Below are 13,842 nucleotides of genomic sequence, written 5' to 3' on the forward strand. Positions count from 1 at the left end.
GCGCCTGCACACGGGTGAAGGCGGCCGGAGCCGGTCGACCCGTCGAGCAACCGCTCGAACCTGAGAAGTCCGTCCACGCTGATCCGGGCGCCGGCCAGGCCCGGTGAACAGAGGAACCACGCGCACACCTGGACCAGGGGGATCTTGGGAACCGTCCACCACCACCGCTCCTCGGCCGCCCGCCAGCGCTGTGCGGCCTCGGTGGGGTCCTCGCAGACCTCCGCCAGATCCAGCAACTCGTCGAATCGTTCGTCGGCGAAGGCACTCTGCCGGGCGGCACGGCCGGTCGAGCGCCAGAAGGACAGGGATCCCGCTGGATGGTCGAAGACGGGCGATGTCAGGGCGTAGAGGAGGCAGAAGTCCCGGTCGGCCGACGCGCGCACGTACTGCGCGAAAGTCAGCTCGGTGGTGGTGACGGCGACACCCAGGGAGGCACCGAGCTGCGAGGCCAGTTCGGTCACTGCCTCCGCGTTGGGGGCAAATGCCGAGTAGGCGATGTCGAGTCCGTCTTTGGCCGCTCGACGCAGTGCGTCCCGGTCGGCCGGGCTGACGGATTCCCAGACGCCTGTCGACGGAAGCCAGGGTCGGGTCAGCGCCTGCGTGGCCGAACTCAGAGCAGCCCGGTCGATGAGCCCGGCCAGGGCCCGTCGGGCCTGCGGCGCATGCAGAAACCCCTGGGCTCTTCGTCCGAAGTCGAGCGATCCATGGACGGCTATGGGACGCCGGACTCCGTGGGGATGCTCAGCGAATTCTGCGGCCTGTTTCACCCCGAACCCAGTGGTGGCCGTCATGTCAATGGCGCCGCTCAAGTAAGACCGGACGGCCTCCTCGGGTTCGGCGATACAGGTGAAACGCAGCTCGTCCGGGCACGGATCCACCTGTTCCCAGTGGGGATTCCGCCGGAGCACGATTTCCCGATCCTGCCACCGCTCCACGGCAAATGGGCCGAGCGCGACACCACCGGACAGACCCTTCCCCTCCGTGCGGCGACGCGGCGCGAAGTCCGGAATGGACATCAACTCAGGCGCGAAAGTGATCGGCCGCCGGAACCGGTATTCCACGGTGCGTTCGTCGATCGCGACCACAGGCGCGGCTTTTCCGGAGTGGTCGAGGAATGTCGTGGCGGCATTCGACCCGCGCTTGAGCGCATGGGCGATTCCGCGTACGGCGTCCACTGCACGCAGGGGTGCGCCGTCCGACCAGCGCAGGCCCTCATCGAGTCGCACCTGCCATCGCGCACCACCCTCGCGGGGAGATGCTTCGACCGCAGAGTTGACGGCGGAACCACTGGCGAAGAGGGGCGCCAGAACACCTTCGGCGATGAAGCGAGCGCTGTAGTCCACCGGGAGATGGAGGTCACGCGTGAGCGGCATCGCGTCGAGGGCGAATGCTATCGTGGCGCTCATTTCACTGCTCCCCGTTTTCCATTCAATGACCGGGTTCGCAGTGCGGACACATCCACAGACTGCGAACCCGGCATGCCACCGCATTAGCAGCGGTTGACGAAAGCAAGCTGCTCATTGAGCGTCACCTGCTCGAAGTCGAGCTCCTCGTCGACCTCAGCAGCCGCGACGACCTCGATGGTCTCCTCGATGTTGTTCATTCGAATTCACCCCCCCTCGAAATCCCAGGTGATCACGCCATCACGCGTCACCAAAAACCGTCAAGAAGAAACGACATGCATGATCTACGTCACACACACTGCAAAACCCTGAGGGGTGGACGAAACAGACATATGGAAGTGGCCGGATGTGGTCCGTTTGCCTATCGACTGGACAGGGAAAAGCGGCAGTCCAGTCCAGGGGAGGCATTATTCAAGCGACACAGGTGCTGTCTTGCTTCGCTCACCCCGGCAGAGGCAAGCTGCAAGAGCTATGCAACGGAATGGCCCATGCCGCGTTCATGAGAGTGCCGTCGGCAGGCCATCGCGACAGAGAGATCTACTCCTCACTCATGGGCTTTCTTCAGTTCAACGGTGTTCGGTACACAGTCGACGACGGCAGGACGCTCTTCCGGGACGTGAGCTTCTCGTTGAGCTCAGGCGAGGTGGCAGCACTCATCGGCCACAACGGCGCGGGTAAGTCGACCCTCGTCAACATCGCGTCCGGCGCCCTGACACCGCAGGACGGGAGCGTCACCGTCCAAGGCGGCCTCGCGGTGATGCCACAGTTCATCGGATCGCTGAGGGACTCCTCGACTGTGCGTGACCTGCTCCTCGCCACGGCCCCGTCCCGGCTCGCCCGGATCGCGGCGGCCCTCGACACCGCCGAACTGAAGATGATGGAGCAGGACGACGAAGCCACCCAGATGCAGTATGCGGAGGCGCTGACCGAATGGGGCGAGGCCGGCGGTTACGACATGGAGGTGTTGTGGGACGTCGTGACCATAGCGGCCCTCGGCATCCCCTACGAGCGCGCACGGTTCCGCGAGGTCAACACCCTCTCCGGCGGGGAGCAGAAGCGCCTCGCCCTGGAAGCGCTGCTGCGTGGACGCGAGCAGGTCCTCGTCCTCGACGAGCCCGACAACTACCTGGACGTGGCTGGCAAGCAATGGCTTGAGCAGCGGTTGCAGGAGACGGACAAGGCGGTCCTGCTGGTCAGCCACGACCGGGAGTTCTTGGGCAACGTGGCGACCAAGGTGGTCACGTTGGAGGGCCGCGGCTGCTGGGTCCACGGCGGTTCGTTCGCCAGTTGGAAGGAAGCCCGGACAGCCCGCAGGGAACGTCTCGAAGAGCTGCATCGCCGATGGGACGAGGAGCACGACCGGCTCAAGGAACTCGTGCACACGCTCGGCGAGCAGGCCAAGGTCAGTCCGGCCATGGCCGCCCGCTACCGTGCGGCCCAGACCCGGCTGAGGAAGTACGAGGAGGCGGGCCGGCCACCCGAACTGCCGCGCAAGCAGCGCGTGGTGCCCCGGCTGGCGGGCGGGCGCACCGGCACGCGCGTGGTCACCTGCAACCGGCTGGAACTGACCGGCCTCATGCGTCCGTTCGACCTCGACGTGTTCCTGGGCGACCGGGTCGCGGTGCTCGGCTCGAACGGCTCCGGCAAGAGTCACCTGCTGCGGCTGCTCGCCGGTGAGAGCCTCGACCACACCGGTGAGTCGAGACTCGGCGCTCGCGTGGTGCCGGGCCACTTCGCACAGACCCACCAGCACGCCGACTGGGAGGGCCGCACACTGGCCGAGATCCTCGGCCGCGGGCACGGGACGCGGGAGGGGATCGACCGGGCTACTGCAGCGCGAGCGCTCTCCCGCTACGAACTGGCCGACGCGGCGGACCGCCGGTTCGAGGCTCTCTCCGGAGGACAACAGGCCCGATTCCAGATCCTCCTGCTGGAGCTCGGCGGTGCCACGCTCCTGCTGCTGGACGAGCCGACCGACAACCTCGACCTGGTGTCGGCCGAGGCCCTGCAGCAGGCGATCAGCGAGTTCGACGGAACTGTGATCGCCGTGACCCACGACCGTTGGCTCGCCCGCTCCTTCAACCGCTTCCTCCTGTTCCGCGCAGACGGCGAGGTGGTGGAGACAGCGGAGCCGGTGTGGGACGGGGCCCGCGTGAAGCGAGCGCGGTGAGCCCTCGGTTTCCAGGAGTGACCTGACCAGGGCATTGTGAGACCGCGAGGGCACATCCAGGGCACATGGGCATGGGAAACGGCGTAGAACGGTGAGAACTACGTAGAGGTGTCTCCGCAGCTCAGCGCACATTTCAACAAGAAACCCCAGATTCCCCCGGCCCCTCCCATTCGCTGCACGAGTGGCAGGATTTCAGCCATCGGTTGCATGAGGCGGGGCATCAGCCTTATTGCCTTGTGTGGCCCTGAGCTGGGGTTTCGTGGTCAGCGGGCTGTCGTCGAAGATCTCGTTCCCCCGTCGCCGACAGCCCGTCTACGATCAGCGGCCATGGACTGGCTGGAGCGGATCGCCGAGCTGAGGCAGTGGACCAAAGGCGGAACTCGCGCTCCGCACAAGCCGCTGCTGCTCCTGTACGCCCTCGGCCGGTTCCAGAGGGACGCCGACGAAGGTTTGCGATACACCGCCGTGGAGCACGACCTGCAGCGCCTGCTGACCGAGTACGGCCCGCCTCACAAGACGACGCCCGCCTACCCGTTCCACCACCTGGTCAGCGACGGCGTATGGGAGGTCCGCACCGATCGCGGACCGGGCAGCCCCGGCAGCGGAGTACGGGACCTCCGCGAGACGGGCGCCACCGGCCGGCTCGCGCCGGACATGAGAGCCGCCCTGCGACGCGATCCGGACCTGCTCGGCAGAATCGCGCGATCGCTGCTCGACCTGCACTTCCCGCCCTCCCTGCACGGGGAACTGTGCGAAGCCGTCGGCCTCGACCTGGAACCGACGGAGTCCGAGCGACTCTCCGCTGTACGCAGACAGCGGGACCGGACGCTGCGGGAACTCGTGCTGACCGCCTACGAGTACCAGTGTGCCTTCTGCGGATACGACGGCAGGATCGGCGCGGTACCGGTCGGGCTGGAGGCCGCTCACGTGCGCTGGTGGGCGTTCGGCGGACCCGACGAGATCGAGAACGGGCTGTGCCTGTGCGCGCTGCACCACAAGCTCTTCGACAAGGGCGTCCTCGGCGTGGGAGACGGCCAACGCATCCTGGTCTCACAACGCTTCGTCGGCCACAGCCCTGCCGCCCGCGAGCACGTCATAGCCCTCGCGGGCCGCCCGCTCATCGGACCACAGCCCGGCTCACACCCTGTTGCTGCGGTTCACCTCGACTGGCATACCCGGCAGGTCTTCCACGGCGAACCGCGCCCTGCCACGACTGCCTGACCTGAAAGACGGGCACGGTCGCGTGCCAGTTCTGTACGTCGCTCGTCAGGCAACGCAGTCGAAGCGCTGAGTGGGCGAGCGCCGACTTCCAGGTCATGGTGCGCTTCCGATGGCGCAAGCAGGGCATCGCCGAGCGAATGCACAAGGCGCGTTGCAGATCGCCCACCGACATGTGCACGACGAGCTTCTCGTCTCCTAGCCCCGGCGTTCGTCTTCCTCCCGGGCCGTCTGGCGTCCGGTCTCCCCGCCGCGTGAGGACGATTCCTGCGCTCGTTGCGCGAAGGCGAGCTCCACGCCCGCCATCAGCGGGTAGGCGACGGACACCGCGAGCGCCGTCACCGGCCAGGCGGCCACGCCGCCGAGGAAATAGGCGATGCCCCAGGCGAGGGTGGCCGAGGCGCCCACGGACATCAGGCTCAGCGAGATGCCCAGCGCGGTGACCGTGCCGGGCTCCTGCTCCAGCGGGCGTCGGAGGCCGACGGACGCGACGGCCTCCAGCAGGCTGAACGCGAGGGCCGCGCCCAGCGCGAAGTAGACGAAGTGCGCTGATCCGGAGACCTTGGCCTCGGTGTTCAGCAAGCCGAGGGCGGCGGTGATCACCACGGAGAACCCGTAGGCCTGCCCGTTGTTGCGCAGCGAGGCCCGCAGCCCGTGTGCCGTACGCGTCAACCGCATGACTTGCCTGTCTCCGCCCCTGGGAGCGGGAGCCCGCAGTGGCCGTCCACTGCGGGCAAGCTAGCGCGTGCACCCACCGGGCGCGGTGCGCGAACCGCCGATCGAAGTCCCTCGGGAGGGGCCCGGCCGGGGCCCCGCGCTCGCCCGGGGAGCGGGGCTCCCGTGGGCGGGCTACGGCGTCGGCGTCAGCGGGGGCACGTGCCCGTGCTGTGGTCGTAGGTCGCCGTGTGGCGGGAGTGCTGCCACTCCGGGTCGAGGAGGTCCCGCTCCAGCTGCCGTGCGGCGGCCGGGTCCTCGACGATGTAGCCGAAGTCCTGGAGCCAGGACGGGTAGAGGTTCTTCGAGCCGATGTAGAAGGCCGAGTCGTCGACGGAGATCAGCTTGTGGTGCAGGGCGTAGGGCTTGCCGTCCGCCCAGGTGCCCGGGCCGGCCGCGCGGAACGAGGCCAGTTGCAGGTTGGCGCACATCACCCGGTCGGCGTCGGCCGTGCTGCCCGTCGCGAGGGTCAGGCGGTCGCGGAGCGTGTCGCTGATCTCGGTGAGGGACTTGATCTGCGAGTAGCCGCCGCTGCCGATCAGGCCGCGGTTGGCCGGGTCGCTGACGACGATCCTGACCTTCACGCCCGCGGCGAGCCTGGCCGCCAGGGTGTCGTACAGGCGGACGTCGTAGCGGGGCAGCGGAGGGCACGTGGAGTTGAGGTCCTGCTGGGAGATCTCCACGTGGTCACGGGCACTGGCGATCAGGGCGCGCAGCGCGCTCTCCTCGGGGTTGACCGTGTCGTAGTCGCGGTCGGTGTTGGTGCGGTCGCCCAGCACGCGGGGGAAGCAGGTGGCGTCCCTGGGCGAGGCCATGGCAGGGAGCGCGAACGACGAGGCGGGGTCGCGGTCCTCGATGCCGACCCCGAGACCGCCCACGGCGATGACGGGTGTCGTGCCGTCGGCCGGGGCGGGCCCGGGGTTGGCGTCGCGTTCGAGCGAGGCCATGCACGGGGCGTGTCCGGAGGTGGCCAGCCACACCTTCGCGGGGTTGCCCGCGTTGCGGCAGGTCCAGTCCCACAGGGTGTCCAGGTAGGCGCCCGCGGTGCGGGCGGCGGGGCCGCGCAGGGCCAGGTCGACGTCCGTGACCGGGTGGGAGGTGTCGAGATAGTCGCCCTTCCAGTCGTTGATCCCACCGGTGATCACCGACTCGCCGTCGACCACGACGAGTTTGGAGTGGTTCCAGGAGAAGGCGGTCTTCGACGTCGTCATGGAGGCGACGTCGAGGGTGACGGCGTCCGCCGCGTCACCGAGCCGGTCGAGCAGGTCGTTCTTGTACACGGACGGGATGACGTCGGCGTGGTAGAGCGGGGCCGCACCGACGAGGACGCGGACCTTGAGCCGGTGACCGGCGGCCACCGACGCCCGGAGCCCGTCGGCGATCGCGTCGTTGAACGCCCCGTCGGGCAGCGGGGCGAGCGAGGAGATGTCCACGGTGCGCCGGGCACGTGAGATGTCGCGGACCATGGCCGACAGCAGCTTCCGGGAGCCTGTGCGGTGTGCGCAGGAGGCATCGCCCCAGCAGCCCGGGGTCTGCAGCAGCCAGCCGGCCGGGTCGCCGGGCTCCGCGGCGAGGGTGTTGCCGGCGCTCCGCCCCCACACCCTGCCCTCCAGGCCGGGCGACACCTGCCGAAGGACGTCCTCGACCCGGTCGAGATGCGGGGTGCCGACAGGGGCGCCGGAGTCGGCGCCGACGTTGGTGCTGGGGCTGGTGCCGGCAGTGGTACTGGTGCCGGCGGCGTGGGCGGGCGGGGCGCCCAGCGTGGCCAGGGCTGCGGACAGGACTGCGGCCGGGGCCATGACACGGCGGAACTGGCGGTGCACGGAGGTCCTTCGACGGAGGCGGGTCGCGGACCTCGACGGTCGGTCCGGATCACGAGTGCGAAGAAGCTACCGCCTGGTAGCCGCGTGTCGGCGCCGGACCGGTGATGATCGGTCAGCGGAGCGCCCCCGGCGCGCGCCGACCGGACGACGCGGTACCCCCGTGCCCCGCCGTGCGCCCGGGCCCGCGGCCGTCGGGGCCGCCGGCGCCCGCACCGGGGAAGAGTTGACCGGAAAGTGACGCCTACCGGGCGCAACGGGGCCCGTTCCGCCCGAAGCGGTCAACTGGCTGGATCAGTACGATGATTGGCGTGATCTGACTGCACCTGCACGGGGTGGGAGCTGTCTCGCTCTGCAACAGGCGGTGGACCGGTACGGCCGTCCCGAAGGCGGCCGCCGGCACGAGTGCCCCGGTCCACCGACCCCCCTTGACGCAAGAGGTGACGACAGCAGATGACCTCGAATCGCTTCCGGCGCTACGCCGGACGTCTGGTGCCCCTGGTGACCGTCGGCGGACTCGCGCTGGCGGCGGCACCGTCCGCGGTGGCCGACGAGCAGCCGACCCGCCGGCAGCTCCTGACGGACTGCGCGTCCGGCGTGGGCAAGTGCACGTTCAACTCCCCCACGGTCGGCAAGGCCTACCTCGGAGGGTTCCACAAGGTCTCCGACCACCTCTACAACTGCAGCAGCTCCACCGCCACCCAGTCGGTGACCTGGAACGACACCGTGGGGTCGAGCGACTCGCTGGGCGTCTCGGTCACGACGGGCGGCAAGATCGCCGGGATCGTGGACCTGAGTGTGACCGCCAGCTACAACCACAGCTGGTCCACGTCCCACTCGGAGAGCAGCTCGCTCACCATGACGGTGCGGCCCGGTGAGGTCGGCTGGATCTCCCGCGCCCAGGTGATGCGGCAGGTCTCGGGCACGTGGCAGACCCACTACGACAGTCCGAAGTGGGGCCACTACTACTGGTTCTTCGGTGACACCGTCACCAGCCCGGCGCCCAACGGGACGGACGGCGTCACCAACTCACTCGTCGTCAACTCCCGCAAGATGACGGCGACGGAGAAGCGCATGTGCGGCGCCGACGCGCACCGCGGCAAGGCCTTCGCCCGGTAGCCGACGGCGTCACTTCCTCCGGCCCGGGGTGTTCTGCAGAATCCCCAGACGCCGCTGGTACTCGTCCTCGTCGATCTCCCCGCGTGCGAAGCGCTCGGCGAGAAGTTGTTCCGGAGCGCCGGGTCCGGCGGGGGGCGGCGGGGGCGTGTCCGGGTGGGACAGGGCGCGGAAGAGCAGGACGCCGAAGGTGATGAGGACGGCCCAGAAGAGGATCATGCCGGCCGACATCGCGAACCAGCCCCAGCCGCCGACGTCGTGGTCATACCAGAACATCACGGTGCTCACCGCCTCTTCGTGACAGGGGAGCGCGGCTCCGGCGGCTGCGGGGGCGCCCCTGCCCTCCCCTTCACCGTCGCCCTCTCCCGGCGGGACGTCATGGGCCGAAGCGGTCAAGGCGCAGGGCCCTTCGGCCCGGGCCTTCCCTCCGGCGCGGCGGAGGGTACCTCCCCCGGGTACATTGACCCTGCCCGGAAACATCCAGCACGGACGGATCACATGACGACGACGACAGCGGCGGCACCCGCCGCGGCGAGGGACCGGCACACCGCCCGGCCTGTCGTCGCGTCCTGGGCGCGGGCCGCCGTCGTCGCGGTGCTCGCGGTGCTCGCGGTGCTCGTGCACCACGAGACGTCCGCGCCGGTGAGTCATGCGGCGCCGGCCTCCGCGCCGCATCGCGCCTCCGGTCCCTCCACGCCGCACCACCCTTCCGGTCCCTCCACGCCGCACCGCGCCTCCGGTCCCTCCGGCCCTTCCGCTCACGTGTCCCCCGCCCCCGGCGCGTCCGCGCCGTCGCAGGTCACCGCCACCGCCACCGCCGTGGCCCCCGTTCCGGTCGCCATCGGCGACGGCGGACCCTGTTCGGGCTCGGCGGGGCAGCACTGCTCAGCCGCCGGGGTCGACACGGTCAAGATCCTGCCGCCGGCCGGGGCCATCGCCGGGCGGGCTCCGGCCCGGGCCGGGCGCCTGGCCGGCGGGCCCGGCATGCCGGGAACGGTGGGGCGGGCGCCACCCGATCTCTCCGTCCTCTCCCGACTGCTGCTGTAGAGCGCGCCCACGGCCGCGCACGTCCACGGGGAGCCCCCTGTCCTCGTTCGAGGGCCGTAGGCCCCTGTCAGGGTTCCGCCTCCCCCGGGCACACATGTCCCCGGACGCGCCGCCGTGACCGTCAGCCACCACAGCGAAACGCATCGTGAGAAGAGGCCCCCGTGAACAACACCCCTGCGCACAGCACCCCCGCCCACGCCCCTGTGAACAGCACCCGTGTGAGCGAAACCCCTGGAAGCACCCCCGGCCGCCGCTCCTTCCTCCTGGCCGGGCTCGGTGTCGCCGGCGCCGGTGTGCTCGCCGCCTGTGGCGGTGGCTCCGGCGCCGGCCGGCCCGCCCTGGTCAGCCCGTCCGGTGCCGCGGTCGGCGCGGCGGACGGCAAGCGGAACCGGACCGGCCGGACGCACGAGGTGAGCCTGGTCGCCGCGCCGGCCCCGGTGGAGCTGGGCGGCGGTGTCACGGCCGGCACCTGGGCCTTCGCCGGCCGGACGCCCGGCGAGGAGCTGCGGGTCTCGGCCGGTGACCTGGTCGCCGCCACACTGTCCAACCGCCTCCCCGACCGGACCACCACCTCCGTCCACTGGCACGGCATCGCCCTGCGCAACGACATGGACGGCGTACCGCCCGTCACCCAGACGGCCGTCGCCTCCGGCCAGGACTTCACCTACCGCTTCCTCGCCGACGCGCCGGGCACCTACTTCTTCCACCCGCACGTCGGCCTCCAGCTGGACCGGGGCCTGTACGCACCGCTGATCGTGGAGGACCCCAACGAACCGCTGTCGTACGACGACGAGTGGGTCGTCGTGCTGGACGACTGGCTGGACGGAGTCGCGGGCACCCCGGACGAGGTCTACGCCGAGCTGAAGCGGGGCATGGGCGCGATGCACGGCGGCGGCATGGCGATGAAGCACATGCTGATGGGGGCGGAGAGCCCGCTGCTGGGCGGGGACGCCGGCGATGTGAGGTACCCGTACCACCTGGTCAACGGCCGGGTTCCGGGCGACCCGCAGGTCCTGCGGAGCGCCCCCGGCCGGCGGGTCCGGCTGCGGCTGGTCAACGCCGGGGGCGACACCGCGTACCGCGTGGCCCTCGGCGGGCACCGGATGACCGTCACCCACACCGACGGCTTCCCCGTCCGGCACCAGGAGGCCGACGCCCTGCTGATCGGCATGGGCGAACGCTACGACGTGCTGGTCACCCTCGGCGACGGCGTCTTCCCGCTGGTCGCCCTGGCGGAGGGGAAGAACGCCGTCGGGCGGGCTCTCGTCCGCACCGGTTCCGGCGCCGCCCCGGTGGCGGACTTCCGGCCCGGGGAACTGGAGGGGGCGGTCGCGACCGGGTCCCGGCTGAAGGCCGCGGACGACGTCCGGCTGCCGTCGGGGAAGGCCGACCGGGTCCACCGCGTCGAGCTGACCGGCGGCATGATGGCGTACGACTGGGCGATCAACGGCGAGCGGTTCGACATGGACGACCCGGCCCGCCGGCCGATCACCGTGGCCGAGGGGCAGCGCGTCCGGCTGGACTTCGTCAACTCCACCGGGATGTGGCACCCGGTGCACCTGCACGGCCACACCTACCAGCTCGGCGCCGACGGGCCCCGCAAGGACACCGCGATCGTGCTGCCCGGGAGGACGGTGTCGGTCTTCTTCGACGCGGACAACCCCGGCCGGTGGCTGCTGCACTGCCACAACGCGTACCACGGGGAGGCCGGGATGATGGCGCTGCTGGCCTACGAGGACTGACCCCACCGGCGGCGGCCGGGGCCGTTCAGAGGCCGTTCAGAGCCGTACGACGATCAGCGCGACGTCGTCCCGGCCGCCGCCGCGGACGCCGAGGCGGTCCAGGACGGTGTCCGCGAGCTGTTCGGCGCCGAGCCGGCCGGCGTACTCGCCGAGTACGTCGGTCAGCCGGCGCAGGCCGACGTCGATGTCCTCGCCGCGGCGCTCGATGAGCCCGTCGGTGTAGAGCACCAGGGTGTCCCCGGGCCGGTAGGACGCGCTCGACTGGGGGCGCGGGACGTGCTGCGGCCGGGCGCCGAGCGGTGGGTCGGTGGCCCGGTCCAGGAAGTCCCAGCCGCCGTCGGGGCGGACGAGCACCGGCGGCGGATGGCCGGCGCTGCTGTAGGTGATGAGCCGGCTGCGGGCGTCGATGATCGCTTTGAAGGCGGTGGTGCCGAGCGCCCCCTCTACCGACCGGGCGTACAGGCCGAGCACCTCCAGGGCCTGCGCCGGGCGCTCCAGGGCGCGGATGGCGGCGGACAGGGCGGCGCGCAGCATGCCCATGACGGCCGCCGCCTCCAGTCCGTGGCCGATGACGTCGCCGACCGCGACGGCGAGCCGGTCGGGCGGGATGTCGACGACGTCGTACCAGTCGCCGCACACGTTGAGGGAGCCCGCGGCGGGCAGGTAGCGCACCGCGACATCACGGTGGTGGTCCAGGTCGGGGGTGCGCAGCATGGCTTGCTGCAGGGTGACGGCGACCTTGCGTTCGCGGGTGTGCGCCTGCCGCAGCTCCTCGTTCAGCCGCTGCACCTCGCGGGCCCGGGTGTACAGCTCGGCGTGCAGGGCCTGGGCCTCCTCCAGGCGCCGGCCCACCCGGATGCTGTCCGGGGCGAGCGCCTGGTGCTCCTTGACGAAGACGGTGACGTCCTCCACCCAGTGGATGATGTAGGCCACCTGGCCGTCCGAGCCGAGGACGGGCGTGTTCACCGGCGACCACCAGCGCTCGTCGAACGTCCCGGGCCGGCCCGCGACCGGGATGTCGTACTTCTGCAGCACCATGGTGTCGGCCCGGCGGGTCACCAGCACCCGGTCCAGGGAGGCGCGCAGGTTGCGCACCCCGGTGGCCTCCGGATCGGCCGGGTTGTCGGGGAACGCGGTGAAGATGTGGCGGCCGAGGAGGTCGTCGCGGGTGCGTCCGGTGGCCGTCAGATAGGCGCGGTTCACGTCGACGATGACCAGGTGCGGGTCGAGGACCAGGTAGGGGCTCGGTGTCGCGGCGAACAACGCGGCGTGGTCGACCTGCGAGGCCACTGGCAGCACTCCCTTCCCGCCCCCGCCGACTGGTCCTCAATCTACGGGCGCCGGTACCGGAGCGCGCGTTGCCGACGGTGCACGACGGCCGGGGCACGGCGTTCACCAAGCCTCCGCCTCGGTCGTCGGCAGGGACGGCGGCTCCGCCCGGCCCCGGCCGTGCAGGAGCCGCAGTGCCGGCAGGGGCAGCAGGAGCACGGACAGCATGGCGGCGCCGACCAGGGCGGCGGCCTCGTCCGTGCCGATGACCTTCTGGTCCACGCCGATGGTGGTGATGGCCACGACGAGCGGCAGGCAGGTGGACGTGAAGAGGGTGAGCGCCACCCGCTCGGCCCGGCCGAGGCCGCGCGGCGCGAACAGGTACACCGGGCCGCCGCGCACCAGCAGGAACAGCAGCAGGAACACCGGGACCAGCAGCAGGGCCCGCCCGCCGTCCAGCAGGGCGGCCAGGTCGAACTCGATGCCGGTGACGACGTAGAACAGCGGGACGAGGAAGCCGAAGCCCATCGCCTCGACCTTGCCGAAGATCTCGGCGCCGTGGGCGGGCGGGGCGCCGCGCAGGACGAGGCGGGTGAGGAGACCGGCGGCGAACGCGCCGAGCAGGATGTCCAGGCCGAACGCCTCGGCCAGCGCCAGCATGCCGGCCAGCAGCAGCATCACGAAGCGGACCGCGAACTGCCCGCTGGTGTGCAGGGTCTTCTCCACCAGCCGGGAGAACCACGGCGTCCGGGGCCGCAGCGCCCACCACACGGCGCCGGCGGTGATCGCCGCGAACACGACGAGCAGGGCCGCGGACTGAGCCGGCCGGCGCCCGCTGAGCAGCAGCGCCATGGCCACCACCGGGCCGAACTCGCCGATGGCGCCGAACGCCGACATCAGCGTGCCGAAGGGCGTCCGCAGCATGCGCTCGTCGCGCAGGATCGGCAGCACCGTCCCGAGCGCGGTGCTGGTCAGCGCGGTGCCGACGACGTACGCCTCGTACCGGTCGCCGCCGCCCACCAGCAGGCCCAGCCCGATGCCGACGGCCAGGGACACCAGCCAGGCCGCCACCGACCGGCGCAGCGGCGAGCCGCGGACCGCCAGGAAGTCGATCTCGTAGCCGGCGAGGAAGATCAGCATGGCCAGCCCCAGGTGGGACAGGGTGCTCACGACCTGGTCGGGGCCGGCCCAGCCGAGCACATCCGGTCCGAGGAGGATGCCGAGGCCGATCTCGAAGATGACCAGGGGGACGCGGATCCGGCGTGCCACGCCCTCCGCAAGGAGCGGCGCGAGCACGGCGGCCGCCATGATCAGGACAAGGGTGCCGGGATGCGCCATGAACC

General features: G+C 71.0%; 11 protein-coding genes. 5 read left to right on the plus strand and 6 right to left on the minus strand.

Annotated features, from left to right (window positions below; genetic code table 11):
* The coding region (locus tag AC3ET3_RS30775; RefSeq protein ID WP_432134358.1) for an ABC transporter substrate-binding protein at window positions 1–1,406 on the minus strand (1,406 nt) is incomplete at its 3' end.
* Window positions 1,407–1,953: 547 nt separating this feature from the next.
* Between AC3ET3_RS30775 and AC3ET3_RS30780 the strand changes: the two genes are divergently transcribed.
* Together AC3ET3_RS30780 and AC3ET3_RS30785 are read left to right on the plus strand one after the other, a co-directional pair.
* A complete protein-coding gene (locus AC3ET3_RS30780) occupies window positions 1,954–3,573 on the plus strand; it encodes an ABC-F family ATP-binding cassette domain-containing protein (protein ID WP_432134359.1) in 1,620 nt (539 codons plus the stop codon).
* Between the two features lie 327 nt (window positions 3,574–3,900).
* Window positions 3,901–4,794: a phosphorothioated DNA-binding restriction endonuclease gene (locus AC3ET3_RS30785; protein ID WP_432157582.1), complete on the plus strand. Its 894-nt coding sequence runs from the start codon at window positions 3,901–3,903 to the stop codon at window positions 4,792–4,794.
* Window positions 4,795–4,989: 195 nt separating this feature from the next.
* On the opposite strand, the gene AC3ET3_RS30790 is transcribed toward AC3ET3_RS30785, so the two are convergent.
* Both AC3ET3_RS30790 and AC3ET3_RS30795 read right to left on the minus strand, forming a co-directional pair.
* The gene (locus tag AC3ET3_RS30790; protein ID WP_435613307.1) at window positions 4,990–5,469 is read right to left on the minus strand and encodes a hypothetical protein; all 480 of its coding nucleotides are present in this window, start codon (window positions 5,467–5,469) and stop codon (window positions 4,990–4,992) included.
* Window positions 5,470–5,654: 185 nt separating this feature from the next.
* Window positions 5,655–7,328, minus strand: a complete 1,674-nt coding sequence (locus tag AC3ET3_RS30795) for a phospholipase D-like domain-containing protein (RefSeq protein ID WP_432134362.1) — start codon at window positions 7,326–7,328, stop codon at window positions 5,655–5,657.
* A 450-nt stretch (window positions 7,329–7,778) separates the two neighbouring features.
* Between AC3ET3_RS30795 and AC3ET3_RS30800 the strand changes: the two genes are divergently transcribed.
* The gene (locus AC3ET3_RS30800; protein ID WP_432134363.1) at window positions 7,779–8,444 is read left to right on the plus strand and encodes a hypothetical protein; all 666 of its coding nucleotides are present in this window, start codon (window positions 7,779–7,781) and stop codon (window positions 8,442–8,444) included.
* 9 nt (window positions 8,445–8,453) lie between these two features.
* On the opposite strand, the gene AC3ET3_RS30805 is transcribed toward AC3ET3_RS30800, so the two are convergent.
* Window positions 8,454–8,720 carry an SHOCT domain-containing protein gene (locus AC3ET3_RS30805; protein ID WP_432134416.1) on the minus strand — a complete coding sequence of 89 codons (267 nt, stop codon included), beginning with the start codon at window positions 8,718–8,720 and terminating at the stop codon, window positions 8,454–8,456.
* Between the two features lie 219 nt (window positions 8,721–8,939).
* Between AC3ET3_RS30805 and AC3ET3_RS30810 the strand changes: the two genes are divergently transcribed.
* Together AC3ET3_RS30810 and AC3ET3_RS30815 are read left to right on the plus strand one after the other, a co-directional pair.
* The gene (locus AC3ET3_RS30810) at window positions 8,940–9,488 is read left to right on the plus strand and encodes a hypothetical protein (RefSeq protein WP_435613308.1); all 549 of its coding nucleotides are present in this window, start codon (window positions 8,940–8,942) and stop codon (window positions 9,486–9,488) included.
* 218 nt (window positions 9,489–9,706) lie between these two features.
* A complete protein-coding gene (locus tag AC3ET3_RS30815; RefSeq protein ID WP_435613309.1) occupies window positions 9,707–11,230 on the plus strand; it encodes a multicopper oxidase family protein in 1,524 nt (507 codons plus the stop codon).
* Between the two features lie 36 nt (window positions 11,231–11,266).
* Here AC3ET3_RS30815 and AC3ET3_RS30820 read toward each other — a convergent pair whose 3' ends face one another.
* Together AC3ET3_RS30820 and AC3ET3_RS30825 are read right to left on the minus strand one after the other, a co-directional pair.
* Window positions 11,267–12,520, minus strand: a complete 1,254-nt coding sequence (locus AC3ET3_RS30820; protein ID WP_432157585.1) for a PP2C family protein-serine/threonine phosphatase — start codon at window positions 12,518–12,520, stop codon at window positions 11,267–11,269.
* Window positions 12,521–12,622: 102 nt separating this feature from the next.
* Window positions 12,623–13,837: a cation:proton antiporter gene (locus AC3ET3_RS30825; protein WP_435613310.1), complete on the minus strand. Its 1,215-nt coding sequence runs from the start codon at window positions 13,835–13,837 to the stop codon at window positions 12,623–12,625.
* Between the last annotated feature and the right edge of the window lie 5 nt (window positions 13,838–13,842).

Source organism: Streptomyces sp. bgisy159, assembly GCF_057707805.1.

Excerpts from the sequence above, each read along its gene's own strand:
- AC3ET3_RS30780 (WP_432134359.1), top strand. The coding sequence starts at position 1,954 with ATGGGCTTTCTTCAGTTCAACGGTGTTCGGTACACAGTCGACGACGGC.
- AC3ET3_RS30785 (WP_432157582.1), top strand. The coding sequence starts at position 3,901 with ATGGACTGGCTGGAGCGGATCGCCGAGCTGAGGCAGTGGACCAAAGGC.
- AC3ET3_RS30790 (WP_435613307.1), bottom strand. The coding sequence starts at position 5,469 with ATGCGGTTGACGCGTACGGCACACGGGCTGCGGGCCTCGCTGCGCAAC.
- AC3ET3_RS30800 (WP_432134363.1), top strand. The coding sequence starts at position 7,779 with ATGACCTCGAATCGCTTCCGGCGCTACGCCGGACGTCTGGTGCCCCTG.
- AC3ET3_RS30810 (WP_435613308.1), top strand. The coding sequence starts at position 8,940 with ATGACGACGACGACAGCGGCGGCACCCGCCGCGGCGAGGGACCGGCAC.
- AC3ET3_RS30825 (WP_435613310.1), bottom strand. The coding sequence starts at position 13,837 with ATGGCGCATCCCGGCACCCTTGTCCTGATCATGGCGGCCGCCGTGCTC.